The sequence below is a fragment of the Clostridium sp. genome (assembly GCF_026168755.1).
Classification (GTDB): Bacteria; Bacillota; Clostridia; order Clostridiales; family Clostridiaceae; genus Clostridium.
This window is the reverse complement of record NZ_JAPFDR010000003.1, coordinates 70326-90234: the sequence shown is the minus strand read 5'-3', so window position 1 is coordinate 90234 and position 19909 is coordinate 70326. Positions and strand designations below refer to the sequence as shown.

At 27.5% G+C, this 19909-nt stretch carries 25 protein-coding genes; all 25 read right to left on the bottom strand.

Translation table 11 applies throughout. The annotated features are described in order from the left end of the window. Positions 1 to 17: 17 nt before the first annotated feature. Positions 18 to 317 carry a YerC/YecD family TrpR-related protein gene (locus Q0Y03_RS02430; RefSeq protein WP_297712248.1) on the bottom strand — a complete coding sequence of 100 codons (300 nt, stop codon included), beginning with the start codon at positions 315 to 317 and terminating at the stop codon, positions 18 to 20. A 214-nt stretch (positions 318 to 531) separates the two neighbouring features. Then, positions 532 to 795: a flagellar motor switch protein FliN gene (gene fliN, locus Q0Y03_RS02425; RefSeq protein WP_297712247.1), complete on the bottom strand. Its 264-nt coding sequence runs from the start codon at positions 793 to 795 to the stop codon at positions 532 to 534. 12 nt (positions 796 to 807) lie between these two features. Continuing rightward, positions 808 to 1692: a FliM/FliN family flagellar motor switch protein gene (locus Q0Y03_RS02420; RefSeq protein WP_297712246.1), complete on the bottom strand. Its 885-nt coding sequence runs from the start codon at positions 1690 to 1692 to the stop codon at positions 808 to 810. Between the two features lie 15 nt (positions 1693 to 1707). After that, positions 1708 to 2466, bottom strand: a complete 759-nt coding sequence (locus Q0Y03_RS02415) for a flagellar hook-basal body complex protein (RefSeq protein WP_297712245.1) — start codon at positions 2464 to 2466, stop codon at positions 1708 to 1710. 11 nt (positions 2467 to 2477) lie between these two features. Next, positions 2478 to 3236 carry a flagellar hook-basal body complex protein gene (locus tag Q0Y03_RS02410; RefSeq protein ID WP_297712244.1) on the bottom strand — a complete coding sequence of 253 codons (759 nt, stop codon included), beginning with the start codon at positions 3234 to 3236 and terminating at the stop codon, positions 2478 to 2480. Between the two features lie 13 nt (positions 3237 to 3249). Next, positions 3250 to 3966 carry a FliA/WhiG family RNA polymerase sigma factor gene (locus Q0Y03_RS02405; RefSeq protein WP_297712243.1) on the bottom strand — a complete coding sequence of 239 codons (717 nt, stop codon included), beginning with the start codon at positions 3964 to 3966 and terminating at the stop codon, positions 3250 to 3252. A 15-nt stretch (positions 3967 to 3981) separates the two neighbouring features. After that, entirely contained in the window at positions 3982 to 6030 is a 2049-nt protein-coding gene (gene flhA / locus Q0Y03_RS02400) for a flagellar biosynthesis protein FlhA (RefSeq protein WP_297712242.1), read from the bottom strand. 16 nt (positions 6031 to 6046) lie between these two features. After that, a complete protein-coding gene (gene flhB / locus Q0Y03_RS02395; RefSeq protein WP_297712241.1) occupies positions 6047 to 7105 on the bottom strand; it encodes a flagellar biosynthesis protein FlhB in 1059 nt (352 codons plus the stop codon). 40 nt (positions 7106 to 7145) lie between these two features. Beyond that, on the bottom strand, positions 7146 to 7868 hold the full coding sequence (locus Q0Y03_RS02390; protein ID WP_297712240.1) for a flagellar biosynthetic protein FliR: 723 nt from the start codon (positions 7866 to 7868) through the stop codon (positions 7146 to 7148). Then, entirely contained in the window at positions 7868 to 8137 is a 270-nt protein-coding gene (fliQ, locus tag Q0Y03_RS02385) for a flagellar biosynthesis protein FliQ (protein ID WP_297712239.1), read from the bottom strand. The genes Q0Y03_RS02390 and fliQ overlap by 1 nt, the downstream gene beginning before the upstream one ends. Before the next feature lie 12 nt (positions 8138 to 8149). Then, positions 8150 to 8821 carry a flagellar type III secretion system pore protein FliP gene (gene fliP, locus Q0Y03_RS02380; RefSeq protein ID WP_297712238.1) on the bottom strand — a complete coding sequence of 224 codons (672 nt, stop codon included), beginning with the start codon at positions 8819 to 8821 and terminating at the stop codon, positions 8150 to 8152. A gap of 2 nt (positions 8822 to 8823) precedes the next feature. Beyond that, complete coding sequence (locus Q0Y03_RS02375; protein ID WP_297712237.1) at positions 8824 to 9186, bottom strand: flagellar biosynthetic protein FliO; 363 nt, start codon at positions 9184 to 9186, stop codon at positions 8824 to 8826. Next, positions 9179 to 9895, bottom strand: coding sequence for an OmpA family protein (locus tag Q0Y03_RS02370; protein WP_297712236.1), 717 nt, complete (start codon positions 9893 to 9895; stop codon positions 9179 to 9181). Before Q0Y03_RS02370 ends, Q0Y03_RS02375 begins: the two co-directional genes overlap by 8 nt. A 6-nt stretch (positions 9896 to 9901) precedes the next feature. Further along, positions 9902 to 10696, bottom strand: a complete 795-nt coding sequence (locus tag Q0Y03_RS02365; protein WP_297712235.1) for a motility protein A — start codon at positions 10694 to 10696, stop codon at positions 9902 to 9904. A gap of 14 nt (positions 10697 to 10710) precedes the next feature. Further along, a complete protein-coding gene (locus Q0Y03_RS02360) occupies positions 10711 to 11595 on the bottom strand; it encodes a flagellar hook-basal body complex protein (RefSeq protein ID WP_297712234.1) in 885 nt (294 codons plus the stop codon). A gap of 32 nt (positions 11596 to 11627) precedes the next feature. Further along, positions 11628 to 12098 carry a flagellar hook capping FlgD N-terminal domain-containing protein gene (locus Q0Y03_RS02355; protein WP_297712233.1) on the bottom strand — a complete coding sequence of 157 codons (471 nt, stop codon included), beginning with the start codon at positions 12096 to 12098 and terminating at the stop codon, positions 11628 to 11630. Between the two features lie 10 nt (positions 12099 to 12108). Continuing rightward, positions 12109 to 13362 (bottom strand): flagellar hook-length control protein FliK, encoded by a 1254-nt coding sequence (locus Q0Y03_RS02350; protein WP_297712232.1) that lies wholly within the window; start codon positions 13360 to 13362, stop codon positions 12109 to 12111. 13 nt (positions 13363 to 13375) lie between these two features. Then, positions 13376 to 13816: a flagellar export protein FliJ gene (gene fliJ, locus Q0Y03_RS02345; RefSeq protein ID WP_297712231.1), complete on the bottom strand. Its 441-nt coding sequence runs from the start codon at positions 13814 to 13816 to the stop codon at positions 13376 to 13378. Between the two features lie 12 nt (positions 13817 to 13828). Then, entirely contained in the window at positions 13829 to 15136 is a 1308-nt protein-coding gene (gene fliI / locus Q0Y03_RS02340; RefSeq protein ID WP_297712230.1) for a flagellar protein export ATPase FliI, read from the bottom strand. A 10-nt stretch (positions 15137 to 15146) separates the two neighbouring features. After that, the gene (locus tag Q0Y03_RS02335) at positions 15147 to 15896 is read right to left on the bottom strand and encodes a FliH/SctL family protein (RefSeq protein WP_297712229.1); all 750 of its coding nucleotides are present in this window, start codon (positions 15894 to 15896) and stop codon (positions 15147 to 15149) included. Next, on the bottom strand, positions 15889 to 16944 hold the full coding sequence (fliG, locus tag Q0Y03_RS02330; protein ID WP_297712228.1) for a flagellar motor switch protein FliG: 1056 nt from the start codon (positions 16942 to 16944) through the stop codon (positions 15889 to 15891). The genes Q0Y03_RS02335 and fliG overlap by 8 nt, the downstream gene beginning before the upstream one ends. Positions 16945 to 16960: 16 nt before the next feature. Beyond that, complete coding sequence (gene fliF, locus Q0Y03_RS02325) at positions 16961 to 18499, bottom strand: flagellar basal-body MS-ring/collar protein FliF (RefSeq protein WP_297712227.1); 1539 nt, start codon at positions 18497 to 18499, stop codon at positions 16961 to 16963. A gap of 23 nt (positions 18500 to 18522) precedes the next feature. Then, complete coding sequence (gene fliE / locus Q0Y03_RS02320; protein ID WP_297712226.1) at positions 18523 to 18888, bottom strand: flagellar hook-basal body complex protein FliE; 366 nt, start codon at positions 18886 to 18888, stop codon at positions 18523 to 18525. Between the two features lie 12 nt (positions 18889 to 18900). Further along, the gene (gene flgC / locus Q0Y03_RS02315; protein WP_297712225.1) at positions 18901 to 19305 is read right to left on the bottom strand and encodes a flagellar basal body rod protein FlgC; all 405 of its coding nucleotides are present in this window, start codon (positions 19303 to 19305) and stop codon (positions 18901 to 18903) included. 5 nt (positions 19306 to 19310) lie between these two features. Next, entirely contained in the window at positions 19311 to 19634 is a 324-nt protein-coding gene (locus Q0Y03_RS02310; RefSeq protein ID WP_297712224.1) for a flagellar basal body protein, read from the bottom strand. Between the last annotated feature and the right edge of the window lie 275 nt (positions 19635 to 19909).

Sequence of the window (19909 nt, the reverse complement as noted above, 5' to 3'; positions counted from 1 at the left end):
TCATACTTTACAGCTCATTACTTTTCAGAATTAATCCTATCTAATACTATGTTATACCCACCTTGACCATAATTAAGACATTTATTAACTCTACTTATAGTTGCAGTACTAGCTCCTGTTACTTCTGCTATTTCTGTATAAACCTTTTTTTCCTTAAGCATTTTTGCTACTTGAATCCTTTGGGATATAGCTTTTAACTCTGTAATAGTTGCAATATCTTCAAAAAACTTATAACATTCATCTATATTTTGTAATTCTAAAATTGCATTAAATAACATATCTAAATCATCTTTAAACCCCAATTTTTTCAAGCTCATATTATCACTCCTATTATTTTATGCATTATTATTTCAACACTTTATTATGTTAAATTTAATATATATTTTTCTTTAGCTTTGACAAACTTATTACCATTATATCTTAATTTTATACAAATTACATAATCATTAATAAAATTATAAATATTAAATGAAAATATAATGGCAAATGAAAATAATATTAAATTTTCATTTGCCATTAATCTATAATACTTTATTTTAAAGTATTTACTAACTCTTCTGATTCTAAAACGCTAGTAATTTTTATTCCAAAATTCTGTTGAGCAATAACTACTTGCCCGTAAGCTATTTTCTTACCATTAACAAGTATCTCTACTTCTTGATTTGCTAATGTATCAAGCTCTATTAATGAACCTTTTCCTAATTCTAAAACTTCATTTAATGTCATTTTGGTTCTACCTAAAACAGCAGTTATCTCTATTGGTATATCTAAAATTCTAGATATTTTATCATTCATTATTATCTCCCCCTATTTAATTATATCAATAATTTCTACTCCCTTTTTCATACCAATAACACCTAGTTTTGCCTTATAAGCCTTAGCTTCACCAACACTTACAGTAATATCTTTATTTATCTTTTGATCTAAAAGAATAACATCTCCAACATTTAAGTTTAGCAAATCACTAATATTTACTTTAGCATCACCTAATTTTGCAGTAATGTCCATATTAACATTTTGCATATAAGGAAAAATTTCGCTTATAGATATATCTTTAACTTCACATTCTTCAAAATTAATTTGATTTTCTATTTTATCATTATTAAAATCATCTATTATACTTTTCATATTTTCATATGGAATACAGAATTTAATGCAACCAACTATTTCATTTTCTAATAATACATTTATAGTTGAATTAAAAATCATCTCTTTTGTAGTTAACTTTTGATATTGTATTTTATTATTATATATTTTTACAACTTTAATTCCCTGATGTGATTTTGGTATATATATTCTTTTTAATAAATTATCAAATAAATATTTTATTAATTCTAAATCTATATTAGTAGGTTCTCTATCTTTATCTTTAACTTTACCATTTCCACCTAATAATAAATCAACTATACTTAAAATTACAGACTTATCCAAAAATAAAGTTAAATTATCAACTATAGATAAAATACTAAATTCAACTATTATACTATCTGGAGATATGTTTTCAATAAACTCTCCATAAGTTGTTTGAATACATTTATCTACTGACATTCTAAAAGAATCATTCTTAGTTTCATAATTTATTTGCATATTTGAACTTTTGCAAAAATCTTCACACATAAGTGCTAAATTTCTTATATTTTCTAAAGAAAACTTTTCACTTTTCTTAAAATCATATAATCTTACATCATCCATTTTCTATCTTCTTCCTTATCTAGATTGTAAATTATTAATCATAGACCACATTTCATCAGCTACTCCAAACCCCTTACTATTTAATTGGAAAGCTCTTTGTGATGTTATTAAATCAGTAAACTCTTGAGAAAGAATCACATTTGACATTTCAGTATATCCCTGATATATATCTCCATTTGCTACTACTAACTGAGCTCCATCATTAGATATAAATAAATTTCCACCAGCTGATAAAAGATCATTATCTCCAGTGGCTTTATAAAGATTTATATTACCTATTTTTTCATCATTAACAAAAACTTCACCTTGTTTATTAATCTTTAAATTTTCTGATGTTATTCCTGAATTAATATAATTTTTTCCATTATTAAATTGAATATCAAGAATATTTCCTGAATCATCAACAATTTTTCCATTTGCATCAATTGAGAATTCACCATTTCTAGTATAAGCATATGTATTATCTGGTCTAATTACTCTAAAAAATCCTTCTCCATCTATAGCTAAATTGCTAGATATTTGAGTATCTTTAAATGCTCCTTGTGTAAAATTTCTTACCTCTGTAGTACTCTTTACACCAGTTCCTAATGTTGCATTTTGATCATTTACAGGATATGTCTCATTTGAAATTCCTACTCTAAGTAAATCTTGGAATCCAACATCTAACTTTTTATATCCAATTGTATTAGCATTAACTATATTATTTGAAATAGTATTAATTTTATTTTGATTAGCACTCATACCACTTCTACTTATATTTAAAATTCCATACATATATTTTATCCCTACCTTACTGTTCCTATCTCACTTGCCATTTTACCTAAAATAGAATCCATAACTTGCACTACTTTTTGATTAGCTTCAAAAGCTCTTAAATTAGACATTAAATCTGCTGTTGATTGTATAATATCAACATTTGAACTTTCTTTTTGCATATTTTTAACTACATAATTATTAGTTGCCACCGCACCTTCTCCAGTATAAAGGTTCTCTCCAACCTTTTCTAAATTATTATAATTATCAAAATCTACAATATTAAATTTATGTACTGCTCCAGAAGATAAAACAATATTATTACTACTATCTACAGTTATATTACTTGTTCCAACATATATTGGCTGATTATTAGTATTTAATACTTGTGCACCAGATGATGTTACTAAATAGCCTTCTCTATTTATATTAAAAGCTCCATCTCTTGTATAAAAAATATTTCCCTCATCATCTCTTACAGTAAAAAAGCCCCTTCCATTTATAGCGAAATCTGTTTGGTTTTCACTTTCTACAATTGTACCTTGTTCATAATTAATATTAATTTCATCAATTTTAACTCCTGGATTTAATACTCCTAATTTTTGATTTGTAGGCATTCCATTTACATAATTATCATTATTTTGAACCATTACATCATCAAAAGTTTTATTTATTACTTTTTCTGATTTAAAACCAGTAGTATTAACATTTGCTATATTATTAGTTATTACAGTTTGACTAGTCTGTAAATCTAGCATTGCTGATACTGCTGTATATAATCCACTTAACATATTAAATTTCTCCTTAAACTACTCTATAATTTAACTTATTAATTGCATTTCTTAAGTTAGCTATTGCTCTACTATGTAATTGTGATACTCTTGATTCTGATACTTCTAATACTTTTCCTATTTCTTTTAGTGTAAGTTCCTCATAATAATATAAAGATAAAACAAGTCTATCCTTTTCTTTAAGAGTATCAATTGCCTTTTCTAATATTTGAAGCTTTTCTTCTTCTTCAACTATATTTTCTGGTAATAACGCATTATCATCTTTTATTGTATCCACAATACTAACATCAGTATTTCCTTCAAAAATAACTGTATCTAAAGAAGTAGTACTCATTAAATTAATAGTATTTTCTATCTTATTAACTTCATTTTTAGATACTTTTAAATATTTAGATATTTCCTCTCCTGTAGGCTCTCTTAATAAATTGTTTTGCAAACTTTCTATAGCTGAATTATACTGTTTTATTTTAGAAACGTCATTTCTCGAAATTGGTGAGTTTCTTCTTATTTCATCAATAATCGCTGCTCGTATTTTAAGAGATGCATAAGTTGAAAATTTACAATTTCTATCATATTCATAAGTATTTGCTGCATCTATAAGTCCTATAGTTCCATAACTTACTAAATCTTCATACTCAATTCCAATATTTTTAGTAAAATATTTTGAAGCTATATGTCTTACTAAATTAATATTATCTAATATGTATTCCTCACTTTGAGCTTTAAGCATTTTACACTCCCTCCATTATATATTAATTACAGCTTGGGCTCTTATTTGAACATTATTTGGTATTTCATTTAATGATAAAATTGCTACATTAGGAAATACCATTTCAACTAATTTTCTAAAAGGTGCTCTTATCTTAGGAGAAACTAAAATAACAGGCCTATTGTTACAAAACTCAACACTTTCAGTAATTGTTTTTATGCTATTGAAAATTTTATTAGTGTTATCTGGATCAACAGCTGGATAAGTACCATTAATAGATTTTTGAAGATTATTAGCTATTAATCTTTCAACTTCATTTGATAAAGTTGCAACTGTTATAGAATTATTTTCATCAACTAATGACTCACAAATACTTTTGTTTAACGCCATTCTTACATATTCAGTTAATAACTCAATATCTTTTGTATTTATAGCATTATCAGCTAAAGTTTCTAATATTGTAACTCTATCTTTAATTGCCACTTTTTCTTTAAGTAAATTTTGGAATACTTTTTGAACCTCACCTAATGTCATAATATCTGGTATTAATTCATCAACAATAACACTATTTTTTTCTTTCGTAGCATCCATTATTGCTTTAACTTCTTCTCTTCCCATTAATTCATAAGATTTCTCTTTGACTATTTCTAATAAATGAGTAACTAATATTGTTGATGGATCTACTATTGTATATCCTTTAAGTTCTGCCTCTTCTATCTTATCTTTAGTTATCCATAATGCTTCTAAACCAAAACTTGGTTCAACTGCCTTTATTCCTTCTAAGTCTAATCCTAATCCCATTGGATCCATACATAAAACCATTGTAGGCATAAGACTATATGTAGCTACTCTATTTCCTTTTATTTTTATACAATATTGATTTGGATCTAATTGAAGATTATCTCTAATCCTTATAGGTTGTACTATTATTCCCATATCAATTGCACATTGTCTTCTTATCGAAGCAATTCTTTGTAATAAATCTCCGCCATTACTATCATCAGCTAATGGTATAAGACCATATCCAATTTCTACTTCTAAAACTTCAACATTTAATAACTCAGTAACATCTTCTACCTCATTAAGTGTTGATACTTCTTCTACTGGTAAATCTTCGTTAGCAATTTCTTCTCGTTTTTCATCTTCACCTTTTTGTAATGTTCTTCCTATTAATATACATCCTCCACCTAATGCAAAGAATGATAATTTAGGAAGACCTGGCATGATACCTAAAACTATTAATACAACACCTGTTACCATTATTGCTTTTGGAATAGCAGTTAATTGTTGTCCAGCTAAACTAGCTATATTTTCATCAGTATCTGCTCTTGTAACTATAATACCTGCTGCAGTTGATATAAGTAGTGCCGGAATCTGACTTACAAGACCATCCCCTATTGTTAATCTTACAAAGGTTTGAACTGCTGTTCCAATATCCATGCCAAGCATTAACATACCAATTATAATTCCTGCAATTATATTTATTGCTGTTATTATAATCCCTGCAATAGCATCACCTTTAACGAATTTAGAAGCACCATCCATTGATCCATAAAAGTCTGCTTCTTGTTGTAATTCTCTTCTTTTCTTTTTTGCAGTTTTTTCATCTATAACACCTGCATTTAATTCTGCATCTATACTCATTTGTTTACCTGGCATAGCATCCAATGTAAATCTTGCTGATACTTCAGATACTCTTCCAGAACCATTAGTAATAACTAAAAACTGAATAATAATTATTATTAAGAATATAATTACTCCTAGTACATAATTTCCTCCAACAACGAAACTCCCAAATGATTCTATTATATTACCAGCATAACCTTGACCTAAAATAAGTCTAGTAGATGAAATATTTAATCCTAACCTAAATAAAGTTGTAATCAATAGTAATGTTGGAAATATCGTTAGTTGTAATACATTAGTTGAAAATAAAGTCATAAGTAAAATCAAAACTGATAGTGTTATATTTACAACTAATAATATATCTAATAAAAACGGAGGTAATGGAATAATAATCATTAATATTATTCCCATAACACCAAAAGCAACTAATATGTCAAACTTATTTTTTAACTTCCCCATATTAAACTTCCTCTACTTATTTTTTATATCTATTTTTTATTTTGTATACTGCTACTAGTACTTCAGCTATTGATTGATACATTTCAGCTGGTACTTCTTGATCAACATCAACTTCTCTATAAAGCATTCTTGCTAAAGGAACATTTTCAATCATTGGAATATCATGCTCTTTAGCTATTTCTCTCATTTTCATTGCTAAAATATCTGCTCCTTTAGCTATAACTACTGGTGCAGAATCTTTTTCCCTTTCATATCTAATTGCTATTGAGATATGCGTTGGGTTATTTATAATTACCGTTGCACCTTTAGTATTTTGAATCATTGATTGTGAAAGTATTTCTCTTTGTCTTTGTTTAATTTGACCTTTAACATGCGGATCCCCTTCTGATTGTTTATATTCATCTTTTACCTCTTGTTTAGTCATCTTTAATCCCTTTTTATGTGAATATAACTGATAAGCATAATCCAATGCTCCAATAGCTACTGCTATACCTATTGCAATTTTAAATAACTTTTTTACTATATCAATTGCTACGTATATTAAATGTGGAAAATATATATTTCCTACTTTTAAAATATCATAATAATTTTTCTTAACAAACGAAACTCCTACAGCAGTTAATATAATTAATAGTATTACATTCTTAAAAGTTGTAATAAATGCTTGTCCAGAAAACATATTTTTTATACCATTAAATGGATTTAATTTTGAAAATTTAGGTTTCATGCTTTCTGTACTTATTACAAATCCACCTTGTATGATATTTGCAATAATGGCTAAACAAATAACTATTATTCCCATAGGTAGAAAAAGCTTCATGTATTTAAATAAACCATCTGAAAATATCTGGTTAGCCATTTTATCAGTTAAATGGTTAGAAAAATCCATTGATAAAGTTGAAGCTATATATATTTTAAAGTTTTTAATTAATCCATTAATCATCATAAAAATACAAATTACTGCACCTATTAATGTAAATGCATTTGATACTTCTCTACTTCTTGGTACATTACCTTTTTTTCTTGCTTCCATTTTTCTTTTGGCCGTGGGTTGTTCTGTTTTATCCGATGACAAAATAATCTCCCCCCTTTATTAACTCATTTAAATTAAACTTTTAAATTAAGGTTCCTTGAAGAACTTTACTTAATTCCTGTAATATATCTTTAATTACGTTAACTATAAATGGTAGTGAACTCATAAAGAATAAAATTCCTATTAACATTTTTAATGGCATTCCCACAATCATTATGTTTAATCCTGAAACACTTCTTGCTATTATCCCAATTATTAAATCAGTTATTATTAATACAACTATAATTGGAACTGCCATTTTTATTCCCATTTCAAAATAATGTGTAAATACCTTTATAATATACGAAAAATTAAAATCTATTATTGAATATCCTATTGGAATTATTTTAAAACTATTTTGTATTGAATTTATTATTATATGATGTGCATTAACAGCAAAAAATACTAATACTCCTACATAATATACTAAATGTTCTGTAAATGTTGATTGTGATTGAGTATTAGGATCATATGTGCTAGACATAGATAATCCCATTTGACTATCTATTAACTTACCTGCCATTTTTAAACAATAAAATGAAATTGTGACCATATATCCAAGGATAAGTCCGTTTATTGTTTCTAAAATTCCATATCTTATTAATTCATAAAAATTTTCGATTTGTACATTTACCTCTAAATTAATTGCAATCATTGCCGATAATAATAATGAGAAACAAATTTTAAATAGTTTTGGTGTCCCATTTGTAAAAATAATATTAGTAGCTAAAAAAAATGCTGTTACTCTTAAAAATACGTATATCATTATTTGACTATGGTTGATATACTTTGAAACATCTCACTTGTAAACATTACAAGTTTATTTAACATCCAAGGTCCACCTACAACTAATAATAATATTATTGCTAGTACCTTAGGAAGAAATGTTAATGTTTGTTCTTGAATTTGTGTTGCAGCTTGAAAAATACTTATTATAAGCCCTACAACTAAAGATATAGCAAGTATTGGTCCAGCTACTAAAATACCAGTAATTAATGCTTTTTTTACTATAGTCATTATTGCTAATTCATTCATTATTCCTATCTCCTATTGCGTAAAACTTTGTATTAGTGATTTAATTAATAAATCCCATCCATCTACCATAACAAATAAAAGTAATTTAAATGGTAGTGATACCATTGCTGGTGGAAGCATCATCATTCCCATAGACATTAATGCACTAGAAACTACTAAATCTATTACTAAGAATGGTATGTATATTATGAAACCTATCTCAAATGATGTTTTAAGCTCACTTATAGCGAAGGCTGGTACTAATATACTTAACGGTAAATCTTCTGGGTTCTTTATATTTGTTGTATCTATTGATGAGTTTTTAATAAATAATTCTATATCTGTATCTCTTGTTTGCTTAATTAAAAAATCTGAAATTGGATTTTTTAGTTCATCATAAGCCTGTTCCATTGTTATTTCATGGTTTATATAAGGTTCAATTGAATTTGTTGCAATTTCATTTACAACAGGTTTCATTATAAATAAAGTTAAACATATTGCTAATCCAACTAATATTTGATTAGGAATAGCTTGCTGAGCTCCTAATGCCGATTTTATAAATGAAAACGTAATTATTATTCTTACAAAACTTGTCATCATAAAAATTATTATTGGCAAAAACATAAGAGCAGTCATTAATATAAACATCTGCATATTAGGGGTTAATTCTGAACCATTACTTAAAATCTGCTTAAAAATGTCCATTTTTATTCTTTCCCTTTTAATTTATTATCTAATATTTTTTTAAAGTTTAATTTATTCAAATTAAGTGAATCATTTTTCTCTTTTTTCATTTTTATTATTTCATTCATTTCATTTTCATCTAACTCTTTAATTACTTGAGTATTGTTATTTGACACTACTATTACAGAACCTGTTTTTCCTGTCTTTATCACGTATAAACAAGTATCTTTACTTAAGTTAAATCTCTCTAATATGCTAGTATAAGAGCCTGCTACAAACTTGTTCAGGCTCTTTTTACTAACTTTTAATGAAATAAATATTAATATTATTACAACCGGAACTAAAACAATTAAGTTTATAATGAATTCTACAAATGTTTTATCCACTTACTTCATCATTCTCCTTTTGTTGCACTATTAATATATCAACTCTTCTATTAATAGCTCTATTTTCTGGTGTTGTATTATCTAGTAATGGTTGATATTCTCCATATCCTGTTGCTGAAAATCTTGTAGGATCAAGTCCTTTAACTTCAATAAAATATTTAACTACACTAACAGCTCTTGCTGTTGATAATTCCCAATTCGAATTATATCTTGCTGAACTAATTGGAACATTATCTGTATGACCTTGTACCATTATTTCATTAGTTATTGAAGGAATTAATCCACTTATTATATCTAATATCTTAGTGCTTTCAGGCTTTAAATCAGCCTTTCCTAAGTCAAAAAGTATACTTTCGCTTAATTGAAGTACAACACCTGCATCTTCTTCTCTTATCTTAACGCTATCTGTTAAACCATTTTTATCTATTATGTCTTGTACTTGCTCTACTAAGACTTCATATGGACTTTTCTCTCCTATCCCTTGTTCTATATCTTCATTAGAAATATCTGGAGTGTCTTCTAATTTCATTGGAATTCCTGTTATTTCTCCTTTAAGTGCCGCTGCAATAAGTTTTAACTTTTCATTATCTGTACTTGAAAATGAATAAAGTAGTATAAAAAATGTTAGTAACAATGTTATAGTATCTGCATAGGTATCCATCCAAGCATTTGTATTAATGTCATCTGGTTTCTTTTTCTTACGTGCCATCTTGCTCTAATTAGCTACCTTTGAATTTTTATCATACTTTGCTTTTTCCTTTTCATTTAAAAAGCTTTTTAATTTTTCTTCTAAAACTCTTGTTGAATCACCATTTTTTATACTTAAAATACCTACTAACATCATTTCTCTATTTTCTACTTCTCTTTGTCCTTTATTTTCAAGGTTAAATCCTAATGGGTTTAAAACTAAATTTGCTAATAATGCACCATAGAAAGTAGTTATAAGTGCCGCTGCCATACCACTTGCTATATTGTCCGGATTATCAAGCTCTGCAAGCATTTGTATAAGCCCTACAAGTGTACCTATCATACCGAAGGCCGGAGCATATGAACCCCATGTTTTATACATCTTTGCACCTTTCATATATCTACCTTCAATTTCTGAAATGTTATTGTTTAAAATTTCAACTATTAAATCATTCTCAATTCCATCAACAACTAATTCCAACCCTGTTTTCATAAAACTATCTTTTATAGATTCAATATCTGACTCTATTGCAAGTAGTCCATCTTTTCTAGTCTTCATTGAAATCTCTTTAAATTCATTTATTACATTTATTTTATCTATTGTTGGAGTTTTAAATAACCCCTTTGAAATTACTCCCATCATTTTTACTTCATCAAGTGTGAAAGTAATAAGAAGTGCTGAATAAGATCCACCAACAGTAATTATTACAGATACTAAATCATAAAATCCTGCTAATCCTACATCCCCTTGAGATATTGCAAATACTATAAGTCCTACTCCAAGTAATATCCCAAGTGGCGTTAATATATCACTTTTTTTCATTTTTAACCTCTTATTTATCTCTTAAGATTTATTATTTCTTGTAACAATTCATCACTTGTTGTTATTACTTTACTTGCTGCTTGGAAAGACCTTGTTGTAACTATCATATCTGTAAACTCTTCTGATAAATCTACATTTGACATTTCTAATGCACCTTGAGTAATAAGACCAATTTTAGCTCCTACCTTGTCTTCTTGATTGCTTGAAGCATTATATGTCGGTAAACCTGAGTTAGCTGAATCTAAATAAATATTATTTCCATTAGCTTCTAAACCACTTTGATTCATGAAAGTTGCAATTTTTAATGTTTGTTGTGGTGCATCATCAGGATCATCACTACCCATTACTTTACTTCCATCTTCTAGTACATAAGATATCTGACCTTCTTTAGAGATATTATAAGATACAACTCTCATCTTAGTTCCATCTGCATTTTTTGCTTCTTCTGGTATAAATACTGGCTTATTATCAGTAGTTAATACATAATATCCACTAGCTGTTACCATTTTACCTTCTGAATCTACTGTAAATGATCCATCTCTTGTAAATCCTTCTGATGGTGTTCCATTTCCTTTTTGCCCTATCTGAACTACAAAAAATCCATCACCATCTATTGCTATATCACTTGCAATCCCAGTTTGTTGTAATGAACCTTGTAACATGTTCTTACTTATTGAACTAACCTTTACCCCTGCACCTACTTGTCCAGGGTTAACTCCTCCTAGTGAGTTACCAGGTTGACTGGCATATATAACTGTTTGATTTAATGTATCACTAAATCTTACACTTGATTTTTTGAAAGCCGTTGTACTTGCATTAGCAACGTTATTACCAACTACGTCCATCTTTGTCTGATTTGACTTCATTCCACTTATTCCCGAATACATTGATTTTAACATCTTACTTATCTCCTCTTTATCTAACTCATAATTTATTCTGTAACTTTAATTAATGATGAATATTCTACTTCTTTTATTTCACCAGTATCATTTAACTTAAGCTCTAAACATACAACTCCCTCTTTAATTGAGGCACTTTTAACTTGTCCATTAAATTTTTCATATTCACCTTTTTCATTTGGTACAGCTACTTCAACCTTCTTACCTATTAATTCTGTTGCTGCTTCAACAGCATTATTTACTAACATTGAATTATTTAAATTAACTAAATACTCCATAGAATCATTTATCAACATCATTTGTTCTAGCGTGTTAAATTGTGCAAGTTGACTTACATATTGTGATGGATCTTGACTATTAAATGGATCTTGATTAGTCATTTGTGCTACTAACATTTTTAGAAATAAATTTTTATCAGTTTTATCAGCCGAATCATATATAAGAGTCCCATTTTGAGTTTTTCCTATGGCTGAATTTGAACTACTTCTCATGTTTACTTCCATATCTTTCTCCTTATATCAATAAGTTAATATTTATATCATCATCTTCTACTAAACTATTATCTTTATTATTGTTTTCAGATATAAATTTACTTGTTTTTCTTTGTTCTTTATTTCTATTATTTCCATTGAATTGTTGACTTAAATCTTGTGAAAAATCACTTTGATTTCCATTCTTTATTTCAACGTCTACTTCTTTAACATTAATATCTAATGTATTTAGACTATTTTTTATTTCATTTACATTATCTTTTAATAAATTAAAAGTATCTGAATTATATGATGTAACAACTACTTTCTCTTCATTATTAGATTTAAGTATCTTTATATGTAATTCACCTAAATCTTTAGGATTCATTTTTACACTTATTTCTTCTAAATTATTTACTTTTAAATACTTTATTGTCTGAATAAAATCTTGAGATACATATTCACTTCTAATAATTTGTGGCTGTATAACTTCAGATTTTATTTCTGTAATAGTATTATTTTTAGGCATAACAATATTATTTAATATACTAAGTTCATTTTGAGGATTATCAATTACATTATCACTCTTTATTGATAATGCTCTAAAATTACTCATTATTTCTAAATCATCACTAACTACTAACTTGCTCTCATCATGTGATACATAACCTTCTTTTTTAGTTAAGTTATTATTTGTTAGTAAATTTACTATCTTATCTTTAACCTCATTATTATTTATAAAATTTTTAATTTTTCTAAAATCATCTGTTATACTTGATGTATCTATTTTATTTTCTATATTAATTTTATCTGCTATATTTTCCACATAATTTATTAAGTTATCCACGATTTCTTGTTTATTATTCACATCACTCTGAACAATATAATTTTTTATTTGTATGTTATTATCTAAATCAATATTCTTTAAATTAGTATCTATTTTTTCATTATTCTTTAAGTTAGTATCTATTCTTTCATTTATTTTAGGATTTATATTATTAAGTAATCCACTAATTAACTCAACTAACTTTTCATCAATTTCATTATCTTCAGTATTTTCAGTTAAGATTTTTTTTAATTCAACTTCTATCTTACTTTCTACATTCTCTTCAAATTTAGCTTCAATATCTAAATTGATATCATTTTTTATATTAATCTCATTATTTAAATCGGTAATTTTTTCATCACCTATTGCATTACTTAATGCTAATAAAAAATTTACTTCTAAATTATCACTTTTAATACCGACACTATTAGAGTTTCCTGATGATAGTGTCTGTGATATACCTACTTTCACTGTCATCATTCTCCTACATGTATTCAGCTTTATGTCTTAAAAATGCATACATTCCAAACTCATCATTGGTTGCTTGCTCTTTTTGATCTTCTTTTTTCTTATATAAATTAAATTTATTTTCTTTTAACTTTTCTAAAGACTTTCTTTCAATTTGTTTATTTAACAAATCTATTCTAGCTTCATTTAATAACTCTTCCTTTTTAAATAGCTCATTACTTTTAACATTAATAGTATTAGATAAGTAATTTAAATAATTAAAAGTTATAATCCTTGATACTGAATTTTCAACATCAATTTCATTTTGATATTTTCTATACTTTTGTTTTAAATTGTTAAGTTCTTTTTCAACTACCCTTTTTTCATTTTGAGCTTTAGAGTATTTAATTTTACTTTCTTCTTCATTTTTAACTTTAATATCTAAAACCTTTTGTAATCTAAACTTAAAGTTTTCCAATTACCCACCTCCTTATCTAAAAATATTTTTTAAATTAGTAATATTATCTTCGAAAGAGCTTTTTTCATTTACTCCTTGTTTTAAGTAATTATTTACCTTATCTATATATTCAATTGATTTATCAATTTTAATATTAGATCCTCTTTCATAAGCTCCAATATTAATTAAATCTTCTGCTTCCTTAAATGTTGCAATTATATCTCTTGCTTGTGATGCTGCTGCCTTATGTTCTATTTCACAAATATCATTCATAAGACGACTAACACTATTTGAGATGTCTATGGCTGGATAATGATTTTTATGAGCTAATTCTCTAGATAAAACTATATGCCCATCTAATATACCTCTTACAGCATCTGCAATTGGTTCATTAAAATCATCTCCATCAACAAGCACTGTATAAAATGCGGTTATTGAGCCTATATCTGAAAGTCCTGTTCTTTCCATCAGTTTTGGTAATTCAGCAAAAACAGATGGAGTATATCCCTTTTGTGCTGGCGGCTCTCCAATTGCAAGTCCTACTTCCCTTTGAGCCATTGCAAATCTAGTAACTGAATCCATCATCAATATTACTTTCTTGCCCTGGTCTCTAAAATACTCAGCTATCGAAGTAGCTGTTAATGCACCTTTAAGTCTTACTAACGGTGGTTTATCAGATGTTGCACATACAACAACTGATTTTTTCATACCTTCTGGCCCAAGATCTCTTTCAATAAAATCTAATACTTCTCTTCCTCTTTCTCCAATGAGAGCTATAACATTAACATCAGCTTCTGCTGTTCTTGCAATCATTCCAAGTGTTGTACTTTTACCAACACCACTTCCTGCAAATATACCAACTCTTTGCCCTTCTCCACATGTAATAAAGCCATCAATAGCTTTAATACCTGTTGGCATTATATTTTTAATACGCTTTCTTTTCATTGGATCTGGTGGTTTATTAAACATACTGTATCTTTCTCCACCTGAAATTGTACTTTCATCTATTGGATCACCTAATGCATCAATAACTTTTCCTAATAATTCATCACTGCATTTAACACTACATGGATTTCCACTTGCTACAACTCTACATCCTGGTCCAACTCCTACTAACTCTCCTAACGGCATAAGAATTATTTCATTTTCCCTAAACCCTACAACTTCACAGTTTATTGGATTATTACTTTGATTGTATATTGTACATAGCTCACCAACTGATGTTTTTAATCCTTCGACCTCAATAGTAAGTCCAATAACCTTCTTAACTTTTCCTTCTGATATATAGGGAGTTATATCATTTATTTTTTTTAATTCTTTATTAAAATCTATAGAAATCATATTCCCCCCACTATAGTAGCTCTTCTCTAACTTTATCTAAGACACTATCTATACCAACTGTTAGTTTTCCATTTCCACATTCAATCTCTGCATTACCCTCTTTAATACTTGAATCAGAAACTATAAAAATCTTTTGTGACAAGTTATTTTCTTTGATTTGTTCATTCATATTTCTTTGTAACTCTTCTTTATATTTAGAATTAACCTTTATAACTAAATCTTTTTTTAAATCATACTCATGAATAATGTTATCTAACATAGTATTCATTAAAGATACATCTTTAAACTTCTCTCTTAATACTTGTTCAGCAATTGATATTGAGATATTAATTATTTGTTCCTTATTAGATTTTATGTACTCTTTTGCTTGGCTTTTTATATCTAATAATGTGCTATAACCATCTTCCTTAATCTCTTTACTTTCCTTATGAGCTTTTTCAATATTTTGCTCATAAGACTCCTTATAGCCATCTTCATATCCATTTTTCAAACCTTGCTCATAACCTAATTCATATGCTTTTTTTTCAATTGCTTTAGAATTTTCATTTGCTTCATTTATAATTTCTTGCTTCTTTAACTCAGTTTCTTCTAGTATTTTTTCATACTGTGCTTTTGCTTCTAAAATTTTCTTTTCTATTTCTTCTTTTTCTTCAAATAATTTATCTGATGTGCTAAAAAAATCATCATTACAGGATATTTTTAAACTTACTTTTCCTTTAATTTCTATATCGCTATTTCTTAACACATTAACCTTAGACAATTACTTCATCCTCCGCATCCTTGCTGATACTTATTATTCCCTCATGTTCAAGCCTTCTTATAATCTTAACGATATTTCTCTTTGCTTCCTCAACTTGAGAAACTTTAATTGCTCCAAGTAAACTTATTTCTTCCTTTAATGCTTGTGCCGCTCTACTTGATTGATTTTTTAAGATTAAGTTTGATATTTGTTCATCAACACCTTTAAGTGCAATAGCAACATCTTTTATATTTACTTCTTTTAATATCTTTTGAATTGATATATCATCAAGTTTAATAATATCTTCAAATGTAAACATATTTGCTTTTACTCTTTCTGCAAGAATATTATTTTTAGCTTCTAAGAAACTTATAATGTTCTTTTCTGTTTTTCCATCTACTTTTGTTAATATATCTAATAAACTATCAAACCCATTTGATGAATCTGTTTTTTCATCTCCTACAGCAAGTAACTTTCTTTCTAATGCACTATCTACTGCTTTTATTACTATCGGTGAAATATTTGTTATTGTTCCAAGCTTTAATGCAACTTCTTGTTGTAAGCTTTCTTCTAAACTACACATTATTTGAGCTGATTTTTCTGCTTGAATATTTGATAGTATTATTGCAATAGTTTGTGGACTTTCTCCATCTAAACAAGCTATTATTTGATTTACATCTGCTTTTCTAGCAGATGCAAATGCTTGTGTAGATGTTTCATATTTTATACCTTCCATTAACTTACTTGCTTTTGAATCATCAAATGCACCTTGTAATAATGTTTTAGTATAATCAATTCCACCTTCCATTGCGAAATCTTTACTTTTTCTTGCTTCTAAGAACTCTTTTAATATTCTTCTTCTTTCTTCTGCAGTTACTTTGTATAAGTTAGCTATTTCTACACCTATTTTTTGAACTTGCTTATCTGATAAATTCTTAAGTATATTAGGAGATAATTCTGGTCCTAATGTCATAAGTAATACGGCTGCCTTTCTAGCACCACTTATATTTTCTTTATTAATATCTCCCAAATCATAAGCATTTCCACCTTTTAAATTATCACTATGCATTTCTCTCACCGCCCCATTACTCACTTAACCAAGTTTTTATTAATTCTATAGCTTCATCTGTATTCTTAGAAACTATTATCTTAATTTCATCTTCTAAACTTAATTCACTTTCTTCCATAGCTATTTCTTGTTCTATTCTTGCTTCTTTTTCTTTTACTAACTTAGCTATTAAATCATTTTGATCTTCTTCTACAACTTCCATATCTTCTTTTACCTTTTTCTTTTTAAGTAAAATTATCATAGCTACTGCAAATACTAATGCAATAATTCCAGCTATTATTCCATAACCTACAAAACTTTTAACTGTTCCATTAGTCCCATTAGTTCCATCTTCTGAATCTGCAAATATATCTTGCCCATCTGTATTAAATGGCATATCTACAACTGTTAACTGATCTCCCCTATCAGCATCTATTCCTAATGCTGATGAAACCATTTTTTCAACATTGTACATAACATCATCTGATAACGTACCATCAATGGCTACTGCTGCAGTTATTTTCTTTATTTCTCCAGGTGTTGTTAAAGTTGTTGTTTCTGTTTTACCAACCTCATACTCTGTCTTCTCTTCTCTTGAAGATGAACCAGCTCCACCTGTAGTAGTACTATTATTAGTCATATTATTATCTACTGGTGAACCACTATTTTCTGAATTGGTTGATGTGTTTTCGCTTTTGCTTTGTGACTTTATAACTGTATCTGGATTAATTACAACCTCATTTTTTTGTACTGTATCGTAATTTAAAACCGCATTTACAGTTACTTTAACTTTACCTTTTCCAAATATACCCTCAAGCATTGATAAGATTGAATTTTGAAGTTCTTCACTTATTTGTTTTTCTGAATCTCTTGAAGCTGAAGATGAAACAGCATCTATTGCATTTCCATTTTCATCATATATTCCTTCTGATAATAAATTCATATTTTGATCTATTACTTCTACATTCTTCTTTGGTATATTTATAGTACTTGCTGATACTAATGACATTATTGATTTTATTTGACTTCGTTCTAATTTTTGTCCAACTTTAAGTGAAACATATACAGCAGCCTTTCCCTCTGTAGTTTCATTGCTAAAAACAGATTCTTGACCTTGAGTTATATGAACTCTAGCAGCCTCTACTTGTGGAAAAGTTTTTATTGTCTTTTCTAACTCCCCTTGTAACATTCTAAGTTTTTTTATTTGAAATTCTTCATCTGTCATTGAAAGACTTGAGCTTTCATCCATTAATTCAAATCCCTGTGAACCATTTGTTATTGATGAAGATAGTTCAATTCTCAATTTATCTATTTGCTCTTTAGGAATATATATTGTATTTCCTTCAATTTTATTTTCTACACCTGAATCTTCAAGTAATTTTATAACTGTTGCTGCATCTGTAGCATCTAATCCTGAATATAATACTCCATATTTATTTTTTTGAGCATAAATAACTCCAAACGCTATTGCTGCTACTATTGTAACTATCGCTATACAAATTGCTATTTTTTTATTTTTATCTAAGTTCTTTATTTTATTTATAATTTTTGTTAAAAGTTCTTTGACTTTTTCCATTTGCTACCTCTTGTATTGCCTCCTTATAGTTGAACATTATTTATTTCCTTATAAGCTTCAACTACCTTATTTCTTACTTCTATCAATGCTTGTAATGAAAGTGATGATTCTTGCATTACTAACATAACTTCATGCATTTCAACATCTTCTCCTTTTATTAAGGCTTCTATTTTATTGTTTGCATTGATTTCTGCGTCATTTACCTTATTTATTACATTACTTACCACAGTGGAAAAGCTTGTACTGTTAGAATCTTCTTTATTATTTAATTTGTTTATTTCATTATTTAGTACTGTAGAAAAATTTGTACCATTTATTTCCCCTATATTATTACTTCCTAAGTTAATATTGTTTAATATAGAATTTGTAAGTATTGATTGTATATTCATCTTAATCCCTCATTATCTTCCTATTTCTAAAGCTTTTGATATCATATTTTTTTGTGCATTTAATGTATCTACATTTGACTCATATGCTCTTGATGCTGAAATTAAATCTGACATCTCAACTAATAAATCTACATTAGGATATTCTACATATCCTTCTGCATTTGCATCTGGATGTGATGAATCATACTCTAACTTCATCTCTGAGTCATCCTTCTTTATTTCTGTTATCTTTACACCTAACATACCAAGCTTACTATCATAGTTTTCCGCAAAAATAGCTGTTTTTCTTACATAAGCTCCACCTTCTTGAGTTCTTGTTGTTCTTGCATTTGCTATGTTCGATGATATTACATCCAATCTTAATCTTTCTGCTGATAAACCGCTAGCACTTATTCTCATTCCACTAAATACGCTCATAATTCTTACCTTCCTGTTATAACACTTTTAGCCATTGATAATTTTGTATTAGTTAAACTTACTAATCCGTTAAACATTAATGTATTTGCTGCTTGATTAACTTTTTCATTTTCTAAATCAACATTATTTCCATCAGCTTTTATAGATTCTGAATTATCTACTTTAACTTCAATCTTACCTTGCTTATTTACATCATTTAATGTTTCTTCAAAACTAACATACTTTCTCTTATAGTTTTGAGTATTAACATTAGCTATATTATTAGCAATTGTTTCACTTCTAAGTTGTGCAGCATCTAAAGCATTTTTCATAAGATTATATATTTCCATAATTTTCACCATCCATAATTAAATTTAACTATTATATAAAAAATTGTTATTCACTAAAAAATAGAATACTACCCAGACCACGGATAGTATTCTATTTTCAAATTCAATATAATTTAAAGATATATTCTTATAAAAATTTATCTTGTTATTAATAAATTATATTTACTTTTTACAAATAATTAGTATTTTACTATATTATCCTACATAACTTTCCATAATTATTGATTATACTTATTATACACTTTTTTTCAACTTTTTTCGACATATTTTATAGC